A 17,876-nucleotide genomic window follows, 5' to 3' on the forward strand; every position below is an offset into this window, starting at 1 on the left:
AGGGTCCGTAGAGGACTTCCACCTCCAAGTCACAAGCCGGTTACCAACCCGGCTCTCGGTGCTTACGCACCTCGCGCCATGCCTGGCGCACCGACGGAAAGGCGTCTTCCCCCCGGGGAAGGCGCCTTTTCCTTTTGGTGTCTCGCGCATTCGTGCGAGAAGGCTCTACAAAAATGCCGCCAAGTGGACCTTGCGCATCTGGTGGGCTCCGGCCCACCGTCGCGGGGTCATGGGTCCATTCCAGATTCTGGGCCTGGCGCCCAAGGAAGGATAACGGATGCCGGATCAGAAGCCGCACGGCCGCGTGCGCCGCGCCTTGGGATGGCGGCCCAGCCCGCAGGCCCGCCTGTGGCTGCGACGGCTGCTGACCCCGCTGGCGGTGGCCGCGGCCTTGGCTTACGTGCTGGTCGACGTCTGTTTCCTGCCCCTCGTGCGGCCATTCGCCAACCGCATGGGGCGGTGGTCGCCCTTCCAGGCGCTGGGCCGCTTCATTGATCGCCTGGGGCCGCGGACCACCCTGGTACTGTTCCTGGTGCCGCTGGTGGTGCTGGAACCAGCCAAGCCGCTGGGCGCCTTCCTGATCGCCCAAGGCAAGACGCGCCTGGGCATCCTGCTGATCGTGGCGGCGGAGGTGCTGAAGCTGCTGACGGTGGAACGCCTGTTCCAGCGCAGCCGGCACAAGCTGCTGACCATCCGCTGGTTCGCGCGGGTGCATGGCTGGATCGTCGGGTGGATAGACCGGCTGAAGGCGCTGCCCGCCTGGCGGGCTGTCGTGGCCTTGGCCAAAGGGATACGGGCGATCCTGGCGCCGGTACTGTCCGCCGCCTGGCGCCAGGCGGCGCGGTCGGCGGCCCTGGCCCGCGAACGCCGCCGTTATCGTCGCGGCGGATAGGATATTGGAGCGTTTCCGAACGGTGCGTATCCAAAAGACCTAAGGCAAAGGCTCGACTATTGGGGGTCTGCCATAGGGCATAAGGTGGCCGCCCGCCTGTGGGGCGCCCGACAGGCAAGATGGGCCCGACAGGCAAGATGGGGTTGGGTGGATGACTGTGGATGTGACAAAGGGCGGTGCCGTGGGTGGTGCGGCGGCCCGGGGGATCGTGAATGAACTGGCGTCGGTGCCGGCCTTCGCCCACCTGGCGCCCGACGTGCTGTCCGCCTTGGCGGCGGCGTGCCACATCCAGGATCTGGGAACGGGCGACTTGGCCGTCCGGCAGGGAACACGCCTCACCGACATTCACATCCTGCTGTCCGGCACCCTGACGCTGGTCGCCGGCAATGCCGATGTCGGGCAGCGTCGGGGACCGGAGACCACTTTCCTGCTGGCGGAGGCCCTGACCGGGGTGGCCGCCCCCCTCACCATGCGCGCGGCGGGTGCGGTCCGCCTGCTGGTCTTGCCGCTGATGGCGTTACGCGCGCGTCTGGGCGATGGGGCCGACCTGGCCCTGTCGCTGATGGCGGGGCAGGCGGCACGGGAACGGGTTCTGGTGGAAACCGTGGCCGCCTTGCAGGACCTGTCGCTGCCCCAGCGCCTGGCTGCCCATTTGCTGAAGGAACACAACGACCGCCGCGCCGGCGGCCGGCTGGACCTGGACATGGGGGCCGTCGCCGCCGCCCTGGCCGCCACGCCGGAGGATGTGGCCTGGACCTTCACCGACCTGCGCCGCCACGGCGTGGTGCTGGAGGGCACCACGGCCGTGCTCAGGGATTTCGACGCCCTGCGTGCCCTTGCCACCCCCGGCCCGCTGCGTCGTCGCCAGGCGGGGGAATGGCCCGTAGCCATGTGGGACGTGGACGCGCCCTTCCCTGACGGCGGCCCGTGACGGGCAAGACGGCGCCTCAGCCATACGGGGCCGTCGTTAGACAAGTGGGGCGGGGCCGTTTAAAATCACGGGCCTTCATTCCCTTGCTTTCATTCCGTCGCATGTTGCCACCATCCTCCCCACCGCCATTTCAGGGCCCGACCGTGCTGGTCGCGCCGGGGATTCGCCTGGCCGAGACGGAGTTGCAGGAAAGCTTCCTGAGGGCCGGCGGCCCCGGCGGGCAAAACGTGAACAAGGTGGAAACGGCGGTGCAGCTGCGCTTCGACGCGGCGGCCTCGCCCAATCTGCCGCAATGGGTGAAGGACAAGCTGAAGACCCTGGCTGGACGCCGGTGGACGGGTGATGGCGTCATCGTCATCACCGCCCAGCGGCACCGCACCCAGGAGCGCAACCGTGAGGACGCGCGCGAGCGGCTGTTCGAGCTGATACGCGAGGCCACGGTGCGCCAGGCCGTGCGCCGCGCCACCCGGCCCACCCTGGGCTCACAGAAGCGGCGGCTGGACGCCAAGGCCACCCGCGGCGGCGTGAAGCGCCTGCGCGGTTCCGTCGACATCGATTAAGAAACCCGCATGACCGTTTCCAGCAGCCCCGACGTCATCGTCATCGGCGCCGGCGCCGCCGGCCTGTTCACCGCCATCGCCGCCGGCAAGCGCGGCCGCCGGGTGGTGGTGGTCGACCACGCGCCCGAGGCTGGCGCCAAGATCCTGATCTCCGGGGGTGGACGCTGCAACTTCACCAACGTGGATGCACAGCCGGCGCGCTACCTGTCGGCCAATCCGCACTTCTGCATCTCGGCGCTGCGCCGGTACACGCCGCGCGACTTCCTGGACCTGGTGGAGCGCCACGGCATCGCCTGGCATGAGAAGAAGCTGGGCCAGCTGTTCTGCGACAACTCCGCCCGGGACATCCTGGGCATGCTGCTGACCGAGGCGGCGGACGCCGGTGTGGACCTGCGGCTGGACTGCGCGGTGCGGGCTGTCCAGCGTATGGATGAAGGCTTCGTTCTGGAAACGGCACGGGGGCGGATGGTGGCGCCCAAGCTGGTGGTGGCCACGGGCGGCCTGTCCATTCCCAAGATGGGCGCCACCGATTTCGCCTATCGCCTGGCGAAGCAATTCGGCCTGAACGTGGTGACCCCGCGGCCCGGCCTGGTGCCTTTCACCTTCACGCCGCAGGATCTGGCGCGGACGCAGGGCCTGTCCGGCGTGGCGCTGGACGCGGTGGTGAAGGCGGGCAAGGCCGCCTTCCGCGAGGCCTTGCTGATCACCCATCGCGGCCTGTCGGGTCCCAGCATCCTGCAGGCGTCCAGCTATTGGCAGCCGGGCCAGCCGATCACCGTGGACCTCACGCCCGACCTGGATCTGGCCGAGCATCTGAAGGCGGCCAAGCGGACGCGTCCCAATGCCGAGCTGAAGACCATCCTGGGCGATGTCCTGCCCCGCCGCTTCGCCGAGCGGCTGTGCGGGGAGGGCGCCACCACGGGGGAAAAGGCGGGAGAGGTGGAAAGCCGCCCCTTGCGGGACCTGTCGGACAAGGCCCTGGCGGCGGTGGGGGAGCAATTGCGGCGCTGGAGCGTGGTGCCGGCCGGCACCGAGGGGTATCGCACGGCAGAGGTGACGGTGGGCGGCATCGACACCAACGACCTGTCGTCCAAGACGCTGGAGGCCAAGGCCGTGCCCGGCCTGCACTTCGTGGGCGAGGCCGTGGACGTCACCGGCTGGCTGGGCGGCTATAATTTCCAGTGGGCCTGGTCCTCAGGCTGGGTCGCCGGCCAGAGCGTTTGAGGCGGCGACGCCGGCGCCTGATGGGGCCCGGCGCCTGATAGGTTAAAAGAATCAGTCTCCCCCGGCCTCGGCCCGCGCTTCCATCACCGGCGCCTCCAGGATGGGGGCGGCCCTGTGGCGGCGGAAGGGGAAGGCCAGCTGGCCCAGGAAGGTCAGCGGCACGGCGTCGGCGGTGCCGATGTCCGCCGGCGGGCGGCGGTCCAAGGGCAGGTAGCGGGTGCGGAAGATCACGTCCCACAGCAGCAGGTTTTCACCGTAGTTGGTGTTGCCCTCGGCCGGAATGCGGCTGTGGTGCCAGCGGTGCAGATCCGGCGTGTTGAACAGCCAGTTCAGGCCGCGGCAATCCATGTCCACATTGCAGTGGGTCAGGAAGCCGATGTAGGTGGTGATGACCAGCACCCAGACGATGACCTCCTTGGGGGCGCCCACCAGCATGCCCAGCGCCAGGGCGAACCCGCTGCTGAGCAGGCTGTCCACGAAATGGAAGCGGCCGGTGTTCACCACCCACAGGCGGGTGACGCTGTGGTGCACGGCGTGATAGGGCCACAGCCACGACACCTCATGGCACAGGCGGTGCGCCCAATAGAGGCCGAACTCCGCCACCACCAGGCCCAGAACCACCTGGGCGGCCATGGGCCAGTGGGCGGGCCAGATGCCCCCGGCCGCCGCCGGCGCCACCTCATTGGCGCCGATCACGGCGGCGAGGCTGGCCAGGAACTGGCCGATGCCCTTGTTCAGGGCCGTGTGGCTGATGTCCTGGCGCGTCTGGCCGTCGCTCTTGGCCCACGCCGTCTCATAGGGCATCAGGCGTTCCAGCAGCAGCAGGGCGGCGGCCATGCCGAAATAGGTGATGTTGTAGGTCAGGATGGGATGGCCCAGCGCGTTCCCATAGGCATAACCGGCAATGCACAGGGCCAGCAGCCCTGGCCACGCGATCCAAGAAAACACCCGGCGCATTCGTCACCCATCGCAAGGCGCCCCGATGATCGTCGGGGACGCGGAACGGCGGCGGGGCCTGGTGAAAACCAGCCTCTGGTGTGACCCAGTTTAAGACCGATCCCCCATACGACCAGGACCGCCCCGCTATCGTTCTGCGCTTAGACCGGCACCCGGCGCAAGGGTCTGCGTCACAGCGGGAACGGCTAATTCGCTGATGTTTCGGGCGCCAAATAAATCCAGGTCAACTCATGCTTGTTGTGCGACAGATGCAGCAGGCGCGAACCGGGGATGGCGGCGAAGGCGCGGGCGCTGGTGTGATCCGTCTCCCCCTGGAACTTCAGGGTGCAGATGAAGTTGCGGGCGTGGCCCCCGTCCTTCCACTGATGGACCAGGCGCAGCAATCGTTCCGGATAGCAAATGACATCGCTGCACAGCCAGTCGACCGGCCCCATCGTGGCCGGTTCCAGGCCGAAGGCGCTTTCCCGCCGCACGGTGACGCGGGGCAGGCTGGCGATGCGCGGATCCAACGGCGCCTTGTCGATGGCGGTGACGTCCGCGCCCAGGGACTGCAGCACCCAGGTCCAGCCGCCGGGGCAGGCGCCCAAATCCAGGCAGCGGTCGCCCGGGCCCGGCATGCGGCCGGCCAGGGTCAGCGCCTCCCACAGCTTGAGGTAGGCGCGGTTGGGCGGCGTCGCCTTGTCCTCCACGAACGCCACCTCGCCATTGGCGAAGGCGCTGCTGCACAGCGGGCTGGCCAGGATGGTGCCCTCATCCAGCAGCGTCCAGGCGCCCAGGGGGGCGGTGGGGGCGGGAGCGGGGAAGACCAGCGGCTTGGCCGAGACGTGCGGCAATTGCTCCTGGATCAGCTTGGCCCGGCGATGGTGGCCATGCTCATAGACCGCCCAATTGCGCTGGATGGCCCGCAGGCTGCGGGCGCCGTCCTTGATGGACGCGATGGCGATGCGGCGGGGCTGTAGCCAGGTGTTGATGGACCAGGCGGCCGGCCGCGGCGGCGCCTGGGTGATCACCAGGCGGCCATGCACCGTGGCCGTCGAATCGGCCAGTTCCTCCAGCAAGGGCTCAAGGAAGCCGTCGGCGGCGAGGTAGGCGGCGCCGGGAACAGGCGACTCGCCGCCGTCAAAAGACGGCGCCCCGGGAGCTGCGCTCGCCGGGGCGTTGGTTCCATCCGGATGACCGGTCATGTCGGTACTTCTGAAAGGTCGGAAAGCGATACCCTGCCTTTAGGGCAGAATGTCGGCCGACGCAATAACCGCCTGGGTGCGGTTGCGCACGCCCAGGGAGCGCATGACGGCGGTCACGTGGATCTTCACGGTGCCTTCCGACAGGCCCAGCTCATAGGCGATCTGCTTGTTGGACTTGCCCTCGCGCAGGCAGCGCAGGACATCGCGCTGGCGCTGGGTCAGGGCGGGGGTGTTGCCACCGCCGCCGCCGCCGCTGGACACGCCGCCGCCACCGCTCGCCGGGGCCGAGCCCTCACCGTGGATGGCGGCCGGGGGCACGTAGATGCCGCCGGAGAACACCAGGTTCAAGGCGCTCAGCATGATCTTCACGCTGGAGGACTTGGGGATGTAACCGGATGCGCCGGCGTCCAGCGCCGCGCGCACGTCCGCCTGGCTTTCGGAGGCGGAGACGATCACCACCGGCGTGCCGGCCTGGATTTCACAGATTTCCTGTATGCCGGAGAAGCCCGGCCAGTTGGGCATTTGCAGGTCCAGAAGGATCAGATCGAATTCCTGCTCGCCCTGCGCGAACTCCAGCGCCTCGTTGAACGTGCCCGCTTCGGTAAAGGTGGCATCGGCGCTGAGTTGGGTCAGCAGCCGGCAAAGGCCTTCGCGGAACAGCAGGTGGTCGTCACCGATCAGGATGTTCATGTCCGACTCTCGTTCAGAGGTAGTAGGGAACCAAGGTTGCCAGCGAACCCAGACGATTATGTTGTTTACGTGCGGTAGGCACGTCTGCGGCGGCTTTAGCGTCTGCCTGGTGGCAGAAACCAGCCGCCGTATGGATGAACAGACCCGGTTCGGGAATATTGGGGCGCAAAACTTTAAGCTAAACTACTACAAATTCCGCCCGGCCCTGTCACGCTGATTTGACTTGGGTTGGTTAATTTAAGCAACGGATTTAGGTGTGATTGAGGCGAAAGTTATCGTTTGGAGGGGAGATTCATCCAACCAACGGGCGCCGCCCCCGACCATGGATATAGACACCGGCATAGGCCATCATGGGCCGGAATGGCGGTTTTTCTTGCCACGAAAGCGTCAGAAAGTCTCGTCAGCTTGATTGCGTGCCTGGATGTCGATGTGGCAGAAGGGCCCAACGGACGGGGCTGTCCGGAATCGGGCGTCCCACCCACCAATTCCAATAATCCCCCGGGTAATCCGGGGCTTGAACTCCAGGGGTCGGTCTATGGTCAAGCGCGTACGCAAAGCGGTGTTTCCGGTTGCTGGTCTGGGCACGCGATTCCTGCCCGCGACCAAGGCCATACCGAAGGAAATGCTGCCGCTGGCCGACAAGCCGTTGATCCAGCACGCGGTGGATGAGGCGAAGGCGGCCGGCATCGAAATGTTCTGCTTCGTCACCAGCCGGGGCAAGACCCCGCTGGAGGACCATTTCGACCTGAACTACGAGTTGAACCAGACGCTGAAGAATCGCGGCAAGCTCGACCTCCTGAAGGTGGTCGAGGAAATCCAGATCGACAGCGGCAAGATCGCCTACGTCCGCCAGTCCGAACCGCTGGGTTTGGGCCATGCCGTATGGTGCGCCCGCGAATTCATCGGCGACGAGCCCTTCGCCGTGCTGCTACCCGACGAGCAGGTGCTGGGCGATCGTCCCTGCCTGGCGCAGATGATGGATGCCTACAGCCAGGTCGGCGGCAACCTGCTGTCGGTGTTCGAGGTCCCGCGCGAGCAGACCAACAAATACGGCATCCTGGACATCGGCAAGGACGATGGCCGCCTGGCCGAGGTGAAGGGTCTGGTGGAAAAGCCGGATCCGGCCGCCGCCCCGTCCACCCTGTCGATCCAGGGCCGCTACATCCTGCAGCCGGAGATCTTCCATCACCTGGAACGGTTCGAGACCGGCGCCGGCGGCGAGATCCAGCTGACCGACGCCATGGCCAAGCTGATTGGCACGCAGCCCTTCCATGGCTTCCGCTTCGAGGGCAAGCGCTTCGACTGCGGCGACAAGCTGGGCTTCGTCCTGGCCAACGTGGCCTATGCCCTGGAGCGCCCCGACATGGCGGCCAAGGTGCGCGCCGCCCTCAAGGAAATGCTCTGAGCGGGGGCAGGCCCGGGTTAATCGCCCGGGCCGCCGCTTCACGCGCCCCGACAGAAATTTGGGGGCTGTCCCGGGGCTTTAATTCCAATAGGAAAGACCCTAAAAGGTCACATGCGCGGCACAGCCATGTCGCCTTAAATAAGGGCGCGGTCCGGTCCAGTCGCCGGCGCCGCCCCTGATCCCGATGCCCCCTGCCTGTGGCGTGCCCACACGGCCTATACTGGGCGCGGGAAACGGGACTACGTGACGATAGGGGATCGGTATGCGCATTGCGGTGATCGGAACAGGCTATGTCGGCTTGGTCTCGGGCGCCTGTTTTTCCGAGTTCGGCGTGACCACGGTCTGCGTCGACAAGGACGCCAGCAAGATCGAGCGCCTGAACCGGGGCGAAATCCCGATCTTCGAGCCGGGGCTGGATGATCTGGTGGCCAAGAACGCCAAGGCTGGACGCCTCAGCTTCACCACGGATCTGGCCGCCGCCGTCAAGGGCGTGGACGCCGTGTTCATCGCCGTGGGCACGCCGTCGCGCCGGGGCGACGGCCACGCCGACCTGTCCTATGTCTACGCCGCCGCCCAGGAAGTGGCGCTGGCGCTGGATCCCGACCGCTACACGGTCATCGTGACCAAGTCGACGGTGCCCGTGGGCACTGGTCGCGAGGTGGCGCGCATTATCGGGGAGACGCGGTCCGGCCTGGACTTCGACGTCTGTTCCAACCCCGAGTTCCTGCGCGAGGGTGCCGCCATCGCGGACTTCATGCGCCCCGATCGCGTGGTGATCGGGGCCGAATCGGACCGCGCCCGAGCGGTGATGAAGGCCCTGTACCGGCCGCTCTACCTCATCGAGACGCCCATCGTCATGACCAGCCTGGAAACGTCCGAGCTGATCAAGTACGCGGCCAACACCTTCCTCGCCACCAAGATCACCTTCATCAACGAGGTGGCGGATCTGTGCGAGAAGGTGGGCGCCAACGTCCACGACGTGGCCAAGGGCATCGGCCTGGACGGCCGCATCGGCCGCAAGTTCCTGCACGCCGGCGCCGGCTACGGCGGCTCGTGCTTCCCCAAGGACACGCTGGCCCTGGCCCGCACGGCGGCCGACGTGGGATCGCCCCTGCGCATCGTCGAGACGGTCATCGACATCAACGACAAGCGCAAGAAGTCCATGGCCGGCCGCATCGTGGCCGCCGCCAACGGCACCGTGGAGGGCAAGCGCATCGGCATCCTGGGCGTGACCTTCAAGCCGAACACCGACGACATGCGCGACGCGCCGTCGCTGGACATCGTCCCGGAACTGCAGCGTCTGGGCGCCACCGTCCAGGCCTACGATCCCGCCGGCATGCAGGAGGCGGAGCATCTGCTGCCGGGGGTGGTCTGGTGCGCCGACGCCTATGCCGCCATCCAGGACGCCGACGTCCTGGCCATCATCACCGAATGGAACGAATTCCGCGCGCTGGATCTGGACCGGGTGCGCCGGTCCATGAAGGCGCCGGTCCTGGTCGACCTACGCAACATCTACAATCCTGACGATATGAGCGCCGCCGGCTTCACCTACACGTCCATCGGCCGTCCGGCGCGTCGATAAGTCAAAGCAGCAAGGGAGCAGGTGCAAGTCATGACCGCTAATCATCGGTTCCACCCCACGGTGCTGCGCGAGTACGACATCCGCGGCGTCATCGGCAAGACCCTGGGCCCGGACGACGCCCGCGCCATCGGCCAAGGTTTCGGCACCCTGGTGGTGCGCGCCGGCGGCACCCGCGTGGCCATCGGCTATGACGGCCGCCTGTCCTCGCCGGAACTGGAGCAGGCTTGCGTCGAGGGCCTGATGTCCACCGGCCTGGAGGTCATCCGCATCGGGCTCGGCCCCACGCCCATGCTGTACTTCACCGTGCGGCACCTGGAGCTGGATGCCGGGGTGATGATCACCGGCTCACACAATCCGCCGGACTACAACGGCTTCAAGATGATGCTGGGCAAAGGCCCGGTGTATGGCGAGCAGATCCAGGAGATCGGCCGCCTGGTGCACGGCCAGGACCTGGCGACGGGCGCCGGCTCCTCCCGCCAGCTGGACGTCAGCGACGATTATATCAACCGCCTGGCGGCCGACTATGACGGCACCCGCGACCTGACCATCGTGTGGGACGCCGGCAACGGCGCCGTGGGCCATGTCCTGCGTCGCCTGACCGACAAGCTGCCGGGCAAGCACATCCTGCTGTTCGAGGAGGTGGACGGCAATTTCCCCAACCACCACCCCGACCCGACCGTGCCGGAGAACCTTGAAGACCTCATCCATGCCGTCCACACCCACAAGGCGGACATCGGCATCGGCTTCGACGGCGACGGCGACCGCATTGGCGCCGTGGACGAGCACGGCGATATCATCTGGGGTGACCAGTTGTTGGCCATCTACGCCGCCGACGTGCTGAAAACCCACCCGGGCGCCACCATCATCGCCGACGTCAAGTCCAGCCAGACGCTGTACGACGACATCGCCAAGAATGGCGGCAAGCCCCTGATGTGGAAGACCGGCCACAGCCTGCTTAAGGCCAAGATGGCTGAGACGGGCTCCCCCCTCGCCGGCGAGATGAGCGGTCACATCTTCTTTGCCGACAAGTACTATGGCTTCGACGACGCGCCCTATTGCGGCGTGCGCCTGGCCGGCCTGGTCAGCCGCGAAGGCAGCCTGGCCAAGCTGAAGTCAGTGCTGCCGCCCGTGTTCAACACCCCGGAAGTCCGCTTCCAGGTGGATGAGGAACGCAAGTTCAAGGCGGTGGACGAGATCGTGGCCCGCGCCAAGGCCCTGGCGGGCAAGGGCATCGAAGTCAACGACATCGACGGCGTCCGCGTGAAGACCGAGGACGGTTGGTGGCTGCTGCGCGCCTCCAACACCCAGGACGTGCTGGTGGCCCGCGCCGAGGCCTTCAGCGAGGCCGGCCTGGAACGCCTGAAGGGCAGCATCCGTGACCAGCTGAGCCAGAGCGGCATCCAGGCGCCGGAAGGCTTCTGATCCCAGGTATCCGTGTTTAGAAAAGGGCCGCGATCCAACCGGATCGCGGTCCTTTTTCATGGGCGCACCACCCAGCCCCGGCGCACGCCCAAATACCAGTAAAGGCCCGTCAGCGCGCCCATGGTCATCAGGACGCCGGCCACGTCCTCCAGGCCCGCTGGCTTGTTCTCCGGCGCGCCCACACCCAGCAGGGAAGGGAAGGGAGGACCCAGCACACCCATGACATAGATGGCCGTCAGGTTCTGGCCCAGGTGGATGCCGATGGCGGCCTCCAGCCGGCCGGCGCGGGCCGTCACCGCCGACAGCAGCAGCGAGATGGTGAAATACAGCGCGCGCTGGTCCCACACGGCGTTGCCCCAGGATTGGGTGTGCAGGCCGGCGAACATCAGGGCAACGGGCAGGGCGGTGACCCAGGCGCTGCCGGTCACGGCGTACAGGCCCTGGCTGATGTAGCCCCGGAACAGCGCCTCCTCCGCCGTGACCTGCAGCACGACCATCCAGCCGGTGGCGACCGCGAAGGCCAGCACCTGGGGCCAGGGCTGGCCGCCGGGGGCAAAGGGCTCCCCGTTCCAGACATCCACCAAGCCGCTGGCCACGACGGCCAGCAGCACCAGCCCGCCCCACAGCAGGGCGGAGCGCAGGGCCAGGCCCACATCCAGTCCGGGCAGGGGCGACAACAGGCTGCGCAGCGGGCGCCCGTGCAACCAGCGCACCGCCAAGGCCAGGGGAAGCAGGGCGGCGGCGACGCTGCCCAGCATCGTCAACAGGTCGACGATGGCGCGCAGCCCGTCGTCCCGTTTCATCGCCCGGTCCAGATGGGCCCACTGCGGCACCTTCACCAGCACCACGGCGATGAGGATGGCGCCCAGGATCACGATGACCAAGCCGCCGAGAAAGGCCCACCACGGCTCGCGCCGTTGGCGGGCCAGGGCCAGGAGGGAGGGTACGGCGGCCTCACCGCCTGCCGCGAAAGGGGCCACCGCGTGATGGGCTCGCGACACCGGGGAAGGGATCAGCTGGCGCCCGGAGCGATGGTGATGCATCCCTGCCCCTGGCGGCGCAGCTGGACGCAGGCGGCGCGGGCGTTCTTCTCGCTCAAGCCCGCCAGGCGAGCGCGGTACAGCGTGGACTTGGCGGACGATATCTCCACCACGTTGGGCACGGCGGCGTTCAGCAGGCCCTTGCCCTTCTGCGTGGCGCGGGCGATGGCGGCCTGGGTGGCGGCGCGGTCGTTGTAGGCGCCCACCTGGATGCTCCACCCCGCCGGAATGGTCTTGCCCTTGGCGCCGGTGGCGACGGCGGGCGCGGCCTCGGCCGGGGCGGCCAGCAGCGTATGGTCGGCCACGCTTTCGGCCGCCTTGCCCACGGCCTTGGCGGCCTTGCCGGCGGCGCTCGCCAGCCGGACGCCCGTGCCGGCCTTCGTGGCCTTGGGCGCCGGGGTCTCGTCGGCCTCGTCCTCATCGCCTTCGGAGGTGGCGCCGTCCTGGCTGCCGGCCGTATCGGCGCTGGCCACCTGCACGGCGTCGCGGCCACGCGGGGCGCGGATGGGGGCCTCGGCCGTCAGCACCTCGCCGGGCTTGGTGGCGAAGCCTTCGTCCAGAAGGTCGGCCATGCGGTTGTCGCGCCACACGGCGCTGCTGCCGCCCATGACCACGGCGATCAGGCGACGGCCGTCCTGCACGGCGGACCCCACGAGGTTGAAGCCGGATGCGTTGATAAAGCCGGTCTTGATGCCGTCCATACCCGGGTAGCGGGACATCAGGTGATTATGATTGGCCATGGTCTCACCGTTGTAGGTGAAGCTGGCCGTCTTGAAATAGGTGTACTGCTTGGCGTGGTCGTGGATCAGCGCCTGGGCCAGGCGGGCCAGGTCGCGGGCCGTGGTGACCTGGCCGGTGTTGGGCAGGCCCGAGGCGTTGCGGAAGGTGGTGCGGCTCATGCCCAGGGCCCGGGCCTTGGCCGTCATCATCTGGGCGAAGCGCGGCTCGCTGCCCCCCAGGTTCTCGCCCACCGTCACCGCCACGTCGTTCGCGGACTTGGTGACCAACGCAAGGATGGCGTCGCGCACGCGGATGGTGTCGCCCGCGTCCAGGCCCAGCTTGCTCGGCGCCTGGGCGGCCGCGTGGGCGGAAACCTTGAAGGGTGTATCCAACGTGACGCGGCCGGCGTCCAGCGCGTCGAACAGTAAATACAGCGTCATCATCTTGGTCAGGGACGCCGGATAATTTTGGGTGTCGGCACCGGCGGCGTGCAGCACCTGGCCGGTTTCCGCATCCACGACAATGGCGGCGTATTTGGCGAAAGCGCTCACCGGCGCCAGGGCCCAGCAGGCCATCAGGACCAGGGCGGCCCAGCGCAAGCGCCGGGCGGCGAAACCCGGGCGTCGCGCCAGGTGTGTGCGATTCCAATGGGTCACGGTGAACTGCCCCTTCCGCCGATGCCATGTCGTTGGTGGCGACAAAAGTAAAGGCACGATGATTCGCTGTCCAGTATTGAAAATACGGTTAAGGGCGAAGGATGCATGGATTTTGACTGCGGCCTTTACATGATGCGCCGCGACTCCGGCACATCCGCTACCCCCACCGGGGTGGTCATGCTCATTCGTATGACATATTGCGCCGCAACATAGGCGCCCCTTCCGAGGCATCGGTGGCTAGGCGGTTTGATCTATGAAAGCCGATTTTACGCCGAAACGCCGCGAATTACACTCGTATGCAACGCCTAAATCCCATGTGACCAAATTTTTGCGGTGCACAAAAATCGGTTGACAATCCCCTTTTGCGGGTCCAGATAAGGCATTGTGCTGCGACGCAACATGACGGTGCCGCGAAATGGGCCGTTCGCCGCAGGCACGCCACCCGGCCGATGCCGGTTTGCCTGACCCGGGTACGGGCCGCATCGGGCGGCCGATGGATCATTAGCGATCATTGGAAGGAGCACTGATATGACCACCGCGAATACTACCGCCCCCACCGCTACCGTTGCGCGCGCCAAGAAGGTCGTCACCGACGCCGTCGTGAACACCGCCGCCGCCACGAAGCAGACGGCCGAGACCACCGCGGCCGCCGCGCAGGGCACCGTGACCAAGAATTACGAGCAGGCCGTCGCCCTCACCAAGGAGCAGGTCGAAAAGGCCAGCAAGAAGGCTTTCGAGGCTTATGAGGAGCTGACCGCCTTCAACAAGGAGACGGTCGACGCCCTGGTCCTGTCCTCCACCGTCCTGGCCAAGGGCCTGGAAAGCCTGTCCAAGTCCTTCGTCGCCTACGCCCAGTCCTCGCTGGAGAGCAGCGTGTCGGCCACCAAGGCCCTGCTGGCCGTGAAGACCTTGCGCGAGGCCGTGGACCTGCAGTCCGAATTTGCCAAGACCAGCTTCGATACCCTGGTTAGCGAGGCCACCAAGACCTCCGAGTTGTCGGTGAAGCTGGCCAACGAGGCGATCGAGCCCATTTCCGCCCGCGTCAACGCGGTCGTGACCAAGTTCGGCAAGCCGCGCCTGGCGGCCTGAGTGACGGCCTGGGCCGCGCCATGCGGCCCGGCGACATCGCCGATGCTGACGAACCCGGTAGGCCCGCGCCTGCCGGGTTTTGTTTTGCCCGCTGTGACGGCCACCGTTGCATGGCGCAAGGTTCGCTTGCGCCCGGGTGATTTCCGTGCGGCAATCGCACTCCAGGCATGAATAAGGTTACCAGGGGTCTTCCAACGGCCCGCCGCGATCTCATATTATTCCTGGGATGACCACCCCGAGAGACACGTACCTGGAAGGCCATGACGGAGTTCGATAGTCAGGGAAATGAGGGCGGCACTGGCGGCGACGGCACCAACACCGGTGTCGTGGTCAAAGCCAAGCCCAAGACCAAGAAGCCCTCCATGTACAAGGTCTTGATGTTGAATGACGACTACACCCCCATGGAGTTCGTCGTTCACATCCTGGAGCGTTTCTTCTCGAAGAACCGAGAGGAAGCGACGCGGATCATGCTGCATGTCCATCGCCGCGGCGTCGGCGTGTGCGGCGTGTTCACCTACGAGGTGGCGGAAACGAAAGTGACCCAGGTGATGGATTTCGCGCGCCAGAACCAGCATCCCCTGCAATGCACCTTGGAGAAGGATTAGTAGGCATGCTCTCGCGTAACCTCGAGCAGACGCTGCACCGGGCCCTAGCTTACGCCAATGAGCGTCGGCACGAGTACGCGACCCTGGAACACCTTCTGCTGGCCCTCACCGAAGACCAGGACGCCCTGGCCGTGTTGCGCGCCTGCGGCGTGACCGTGGAAAAGCTGCGCGTCGAACTGGGCGAGTACCTGGATAACGAGCTGAGCAACCTGATCTCCAGCCGGTCCGAGGACGCCAAGCCCACCGCCGGCTTCCAGCGGGTGCTGCAGCGCGCCGCCATCCACGTCCAGAGTTCCGGGCGGGAGGAGGTGACCGGCGCCAACGTGCTGGTCGCCCTGTTCTCCGAACGGGAAAGCCACGCCGTCTATTTCCTGCAGGAGCAGGAGATGACGCGGTTCGACGCGGTCAACTACATCTCCCACGGCATCGCCAAGTCCCCCGGCCGGTCGGAGACGAAGCGCGTCAGTGGCGCGGAGGAGGAAACGCCCGCCGGCGAAAAGGCGCCCAAGAAGGGCACCGAGGCGCTGGAGGCCTATTGCGTCAACCTCAACAAGAAGGCGCTCAGCGGCAAGATCGATCCCCTGATCGGCCGCGCGCAGGAGGTCGACCGCACCATTCAGATCCTCTGCCGCCGCTCCAAGAACAACCCCCTGTACGTGGGCGACCCCGGCGTGGGCAAGACCGCCATCGCCGAGGGCCTGGCCCGCCGCATCGTCCACGGCGAGGTGCCGGAGGTGCTGCAGAACGCCACCATCTTCGCGCTGGACATGGGCGCCCTGCTGGCCGGCACCCGCTATCGCGGCGACTTCGAGGAACGGCTGAAGTCCGTGCTGTCGGAGCTGGAGGCGGTCGAGGGCTCCGTCCTGTTCATCGACGAGATCCACACGGTGATCGGCGCCGGCGCCACCTCGGGCGGCGCCATGGACGCCAGCAACCTGCTGAAGCCGGCCCTGGCCAGCGGCGCCCTGCGCTGCATCGGCTCCACCACCTATAAGGAATACCGCAGCTACTTCGAGAAGGACCGCGCCCTGGTCCGCCGCTTCCAGAAGATCGACGTCAACGAGCCCTCGCTGGACGACGCCGTGAAAATCCTGGAAGGGATCAAGAGCTATTACGAGAAGCACCACAACGTCCGCTACACCCGCGAGGCCATCCGCTCGGCGGTGGAGCTGTCGGCCAAGTACATCGGCGACCGCAAGCTGCCGGACAAGGCCATCGACATCATCGACGAGGTGGGCGCCGCCCAGATGCTGCTGCCGCCGGGCAAGCGCAAGAAGACCATCCAGGTCAAGGATGTGGAAGCGGTGGTCGCCAAGATCGCCCGCATCCCGCCGAAGAGCGTCAGCCGCGATGACCGCGAGGTGTTGCTGAATCTGGAGCGCGACCTGAAGACCATGGTGTTCGGCCAGGACAAGGCCATCGACACCCTGGTCAGCGCCATCAAGCTGGCGCGCGCCGGCTTGCGCGATCCGGAAAAGCCCATCGGCAACTACCTGTTCTCCGGCCCCACCGGCGTGGGCAAGACCGAAGTGGCGCGCCAGCTGTCGCGCACCCTGGGCATCGAGCTCACCCGCTTCGACATGTCGGAGTATATGGAGCGGCACACGGTGAGCCGCCTGATCGGCGCCCCCCCGGGCTATGTCGGCTTCGACCAGGGTGGTCTGCTGACCGACGCCATCGACCAGCATCCGCATTGCGTGCTGCTGCTGGACGAGATCGAGAAGGCGCACCCGGATCTGTACAACATCCTGCTGCAGGTGATGGACCACGGCAAGCTGACCGACCACAACGGCAAGACGGTCGATTTCCGCAACGTCATCCTGATCATGACCACCAATGCCGGTGCCGCCGACCTGGCCAAGCCCGCCTTCGGCTTCGGGCGGGAGCAGCGCCTGGGCGAGGACGAGGAGGCGATCAACCGCCTGTTCACCCCGGAATTCCGCAACCGCCTGGACGCCATCATCGCGTTCTCCGGCCTGTCGCCGGAGATCATCGGCCGGGTGGTGGACAAGTTCGTCATGGAGCTGGAGGCGCAGCTGAGTGATCGCGGCGTCACCATCGAACTGACGGACGAGGCCCGGGAGTGGCTGTCTAAGAAGGGCTACGATCCCCTGTACGGTGCGCGCCCCCTGGGACGCACGATCCAGGAGTACATCAAGAAGCCCCTGGCGGAGGAGCTGCTGTTCGGCAAGCTGGTAAAGGGCGGCGCCGTCCGCGTCACCGTGAAGGACGACGCCCTGTCCTTCGACTACGCCGCCGGCGGCACACGCCCGCCGCAGGCGGAAAAGCCGGAGGAGAAGGTGCCGGAACTGGTCAACTGACCATCGCTCACCACCGCGCTGGAAACGGGCGGGCATCCAGGACATTCCTGGGGGCCCGTGCTGTTTTGGGACGGTTGCATAGGGGGTGGCAAAGAGAGTCGGAGGTCCCCGGCACTTGAGGGAACGCCTTAGGACAAAGCCACCAGCCGCTTGATCAGGGCATCCAGGTCGTTCCAGGCCAGCGGCTTGGCGACGTAGCCGGAGAACAGGCCCGTGGTCAGATGGTCGATGACGTCGGTCTCGGCCGTCATCAGCACCAGGGGCACGGACCGATCGCGACCGGCGGGGACGGGACGGCCGTGCAACTCCCGCGCGGCCTCGGCCCCGCCGACGCCGGGCATGTTGAGATCCAGCAACACCAAGTCGAAGGGTGTTTCGGCGGCGTCGAACAGGGCGATGGCCTCAGCCCCATCGGCGGCGCCCGTCGCCTGGTACCCCAGGCGGCACAGGACGGCCAGGACCAACTCCCGATTCACCCGGTTGTCCTCCGCCACCAGGACGCGGAGGCCGGGGGCGGGGTCTTCGGCGCCGGTATTTTGGATACTCATTACGGTTAGTCCCTCGGCTCCTCGCAGGAGGCGCGCCCTGGGGCGCAAGC

The 17,876-nt window shown here is 66.9% G+C and carries 16 protein-coding genes; 10 read left to right on the forward strand and 6 right to left on the reverse strand.

The window, feature by feature from the left end; genetic code table 11:
- Positions 1 to 277 precede the first annotated feature (277 nt).
- The 4 genes from FBZ89_RS17270 (at position 278) to FBZ89_RS17285 (ending at position 3,607) form a co-directional block, all read left to right on the forward strand.
- A complete protein-coding gene (locus FBZ89_RS17270) occupies positions 278 to 892 on the forward strand; it encodes a hypothetical protein (protein ID WP_145751134.1) in 615 nt (204 codons plus the stop codon).
- A gap of 151 nt (positions 893 to 1,043) precedes the next feature.
- Positions 1,044 to 1,823 carry a Crp/Fnr family transcriptional regulator gene (locus FBZ89_RS17275; protein WP_145751135.1) on the forward strand — a complete coding sequence of 260 codons (780 nt, stop codon included), beginning with the start codon at positions 1,044 to 1,046 and terminating at the stop codon, positions 1,821 to 1,823.
- Positions 1,824 to 1,966: 143 nt separating this feature from the next.
- Positions 1,967 to 2,383, forward strand: a complete 417-nt coding sequence (gene arfB, locus FBZ89_RS17280) for an alternative ribosome rescue aminoacyl-tRNA hydrolase ArfB (protein WP_425465963.1) — start codon at positions 1,967 to 1,969, stop codon at positions 2,381 to 2,383.
- A gap of 9 nt (positions 2,384 to 2,392) precedes the next feature.
- Positions 2,393 to 3,607, forward strand: coding sequence for a BaiN/RdsA family NAD(P)/FAD-dependent oxidoreductase (locus FBZ89_RS17285; protein WP_145751136.1), 1,215 nt, complete (start codon positions 2,393 to 2,395; stop codon positions 3,605 to 3,607).
- Between the two features lie 51 nt (positions 3,608 to 3,658).
- Here FBZ89_RS17285 and FBZ89_RS17290 read toward each other — a convergent pair whose 3' ends face one another.
- The 3 genes from FBZ89_RS17290 to FBZ89_RS17300 all read right to left on the reverse strand — a co-directional run bounded on the left by FBZ89_RS17290 (position 3,659) and on the right by FBZ89_RS17300 (position 6,438).
- Positions 3,659 to 4,564 carry a sterol desaturase family protein gene (locus FBZ89_RS17290; protein WP_145751137.1) on the reverse strand — a complete coding sequence of 302 codons (906 nt, stop codon included), beginning with the start codon at positions 4,562 to 4,564 and terminating at the stop codon, positions 3,659 to 3,661.
- A 185-nt stretch (positions 4,565 to 4,749) separates the two neighbouring features.
- A complete protein-coding gene (locus FBZ89_RS17295) occupies positions 4,750 to 5,748 on the reverse strand; it encodes an SAM-dependent methyltransferase (RefSeq protein ID WP_145751138.1) in 999 nt (332 codons plus the stop codon).
- Positions 5,749 to 5,787: 39 nt separating this feature from the next.
- Positions 5,788 to 6,438, reverse strand: coding sequence for a LuxR C-terminal-related transcriptional regulator (locus tag FBZ89_RS17300; protein ID WP_145751139.1), 651 nt, complete (start codon positions 6,436 to 6,438; stop codon positions 5,788 to 5,790).
- A 535-nt stretch (positions 6,439 to 6,973) separates the two neighbouring features.
- Here FBZ89_RS17300 and galU point away from each other — a divergent pair.
- The 3 genes from galU to pgmG all read left to right on the forward strand — a co-directional run bounded on the left by galU (position 6,974) and on the right by pgmG (position 10,847).
- Entirely contained in the window at positions 6,974 to 7,843 is an 870-nt protein-coding gene (gene galU, locus FBZ89_RS17305) for a UTP--glucose-1-phosphate uridylyltransferase GalU (RefSeq protein WP_145751140.1), read from the forward strand.
- Positions 7,844 to 8,105: 262 nt separating this feature from the next.
- Positions 8,106 to 9,425 (forward strand): UDP-glucose dehydrogenase family protein, encoded by a 1,320-nt coding sequence (locus FBZ89_RS17310; RefSeq protein ID WP_145751141.1) that lies wholly within the window; start codon positions 8,106 to 8,108, stop codon positions 9,423 to 9,425.
- Between the two features lie 30 nt (positions 9,426 to 9,455).
- On the forward strand, positions 9,456 to 10,847 hold the full coding sequence (pgmG, locus tag FBZ89_RS17315) for a phosphoglucomutase/phosphomannomutase PgmG (protein WP_145751142.1): 1,392 nt from the start codon (positions 9,456 to 9,458) through the stop codon (positions 10,845 to 10,847).
- Between the two features lie 56 nt (positions 10,848 to 10,903).
- On the opposite strand, the gene FBZ89_RS17320 is transcribed toward pgmG, so the two are convergent.
- Together FBZ89_RS17320 and FBZ89_RS17325 are read right to left on the reverse strand one after the other, a co-directional pair.
- A complete protein-coding gene (locus tag FBZ89_RS17320; RefSeq protein WP_186457410.1) occupies positions 10,904 to 11,848 on the reverse strand; it encodes a CPBP family intramembrane glutamic endopeptidase in 945 nt (314 codons plus the stop codon).
- 11 nt (positions 11,849 to 11,859) lie between these two features.
- Complete coding sequence (locus FBZ89_RS17325) at positions 11,860 to 13,263, reverse strand: D-alanyl-D-alanine carboxypeptidase family protein (RefSeq protein ID WP_246172293.1); 1,404 nt, start codon at positions 13,261 to 13,263, stop codon at positions 11,860 to 11,862.
- Between the two features lie 528 nt (positions 13,264 to 13,791).
- Between FBZ89_RS17325 and FBZ89_RS17330 the strand changes: the two genes are divergently transcribed.
- The 3 genes from FBZ89_RS17330 (at position 13,792) to clpA (ending at position 17,278) form a co-directional block, all read left to right on the forward strand.
- Positions 13,792 to 14,352 (forward strand): phasin family protein, encoded by a 561-nt coding sequence (locus FBZ89_RS17330; protein ID WP_145751144.1) that lies wholly within the window; start codon positions 13,792 to 13,794, stop codon positions 14,350 to 14,352.
- Between the two features lie 260 nt (positions 14,353 to 14,612).
- The gene (gene clpS / locus FBZ89_RS17335; protein ID WP_040843733.1) at positions 14,613 to 14,957 is read left to right on the forward strand and encodes an ATP-dependent Clp protease adapter ClpS; all 345 of its coding nucleotides are present in this window, start codon (positions 14,613 to 14,615) and stop codon (positions 14,955 to 14,957) included.
- A 5-nt stretch (positions 14,958 to 14,962) separates the two neighbouring features.
- On the forward strand, positions 14,963 to 17,278 hold the full coding sequence (clpA, locus tag FBZ89_RS17340; RefSeq protein ID WP_145751145.1) for an ATP-dependent Clp protease ATP-binding subunit ClpA: 2,316 nt from the start codon (positions 14,963 to 14,965) through the stop codon (positions 17,276 to 17,278).
- Between the two features lie 128 nt (positions 17,279 to 17,406).
- Here clpA and FBZ89_RS17345 read toward each other — a convergent pair whose 3' ends face one another.
- Positions 17,407 to 17,826, reverse strand: a complete 420-nt coding sequence (locus FBZ89_RS17345; RefSeq protein ID WP_186457411.1) for a response regulator — start codon at positions 17,824 to 17,826, stop codon at positions 17,407 to 17,409.
- Positions 17,827 to 17,876: the final 50 nt, after the last annotated feature.

Source organism: Nitrospirillum amazonense (assembly GCF_007828045.1).
Classification (GTDB): Bacteria; Pseudomonadota; Alphaproteobacteria; order Azospirillales; family Azospirillaceae; genus Nitrospirillum; species Nitrospirillum amazonense_C.

Bases quoted from the DNA above. Each gene is read 5' to 3' on its own strand.
- FBZ89_RS17275 (WP_145751135.1), top strand. From the start codon at position 1,044: ATGACTGTGGATGTGACAAAGGGCGGTGCCGTGGGTGGTGCGGCGGCC.
- clpS (WP_040843733.1), top strand. From the start codon at position 14,613: ATGACGGAGTTCGATAGTCAGGGAAATGAGGGCGGCACTGGCGGCGAC.
- galU (WP_145751140.1), top strand. From the start codon at position 6,974: ATGGTCAAGCGCGTACGCAAAGCGGTGTTTCCGGTTGCTGGTCTGGGC.
- FBZ89_RS17285 (WP_145751136.1), top strand. From the start codon at position 2,393: ATGACCGTTTCCAGCAGCCCCGACGTCATCGTCATCGGCGCCGGCGCC.
- pgmG (WP_145751142.1), top strand. From the start codon at position 9,456: ATGACCGCTAATCATCGGTTCCACCCCACGGTGCTGCGCGAGTACGAC.
- FBZ89_RS17270 (WP_145751134.1), top strand. From the start codon at position 278: ATGCCGGATCAGAAGCCGCACGGCCGCGTGCGCCGCGCCTTGGGATGG.
- FBZ89_RS17310 (WP_145751141.1), top strand. From the start codon at position 8,106: ATGCGCATTGCGGTGATCGGAACAGGCTATGTCGGCTTGGTCTCGGGC.
- FBZ89_RS17295 (WP_145751138.1), bottom strand. From the start codon at position 5,748: ATGACCGGTCATCCGGATGGAACCAACGCCCCGGCGAGCGCAGCTCCC.
- FBZ89_RS17345 (WP_186457411.1), bottom strand. From the start codon at position 17,826: ATGAGTATCCAAAATACCGGCGCCGAAGACCCCGCCCCCGGCCTCCGC.
- clpA (WP_145751145.1), top strand. From the start codon at position 14,963: ATGCTCTCGCGTAACCTCGAGCAGACGCTGCACCGGGCCCTAGCTTAC.
- FBZ89_RS17330 (WP_145751144.1), top strand. From the start codon at position 13,792: ATGACCACCGCGAATACTACCGCCCCCACCGCTACCGTTGCGCGCGCC.
- FBZ89_RS17300 (WP_145751139.1), bottom strand. From the start codon at position 6,438: ATGAACATCCTGATCGGTGACGACCACCTGCTGTTCCGCGAAGGCCTT.
- FBZ89_RS17290 (WP_145751137.1), bottom strand. From the start codon at position 4,564: ATGCGCCGGGTGTTTTCTTGGATCGCGTGGCCAGGGCTGCTGGCCCTG.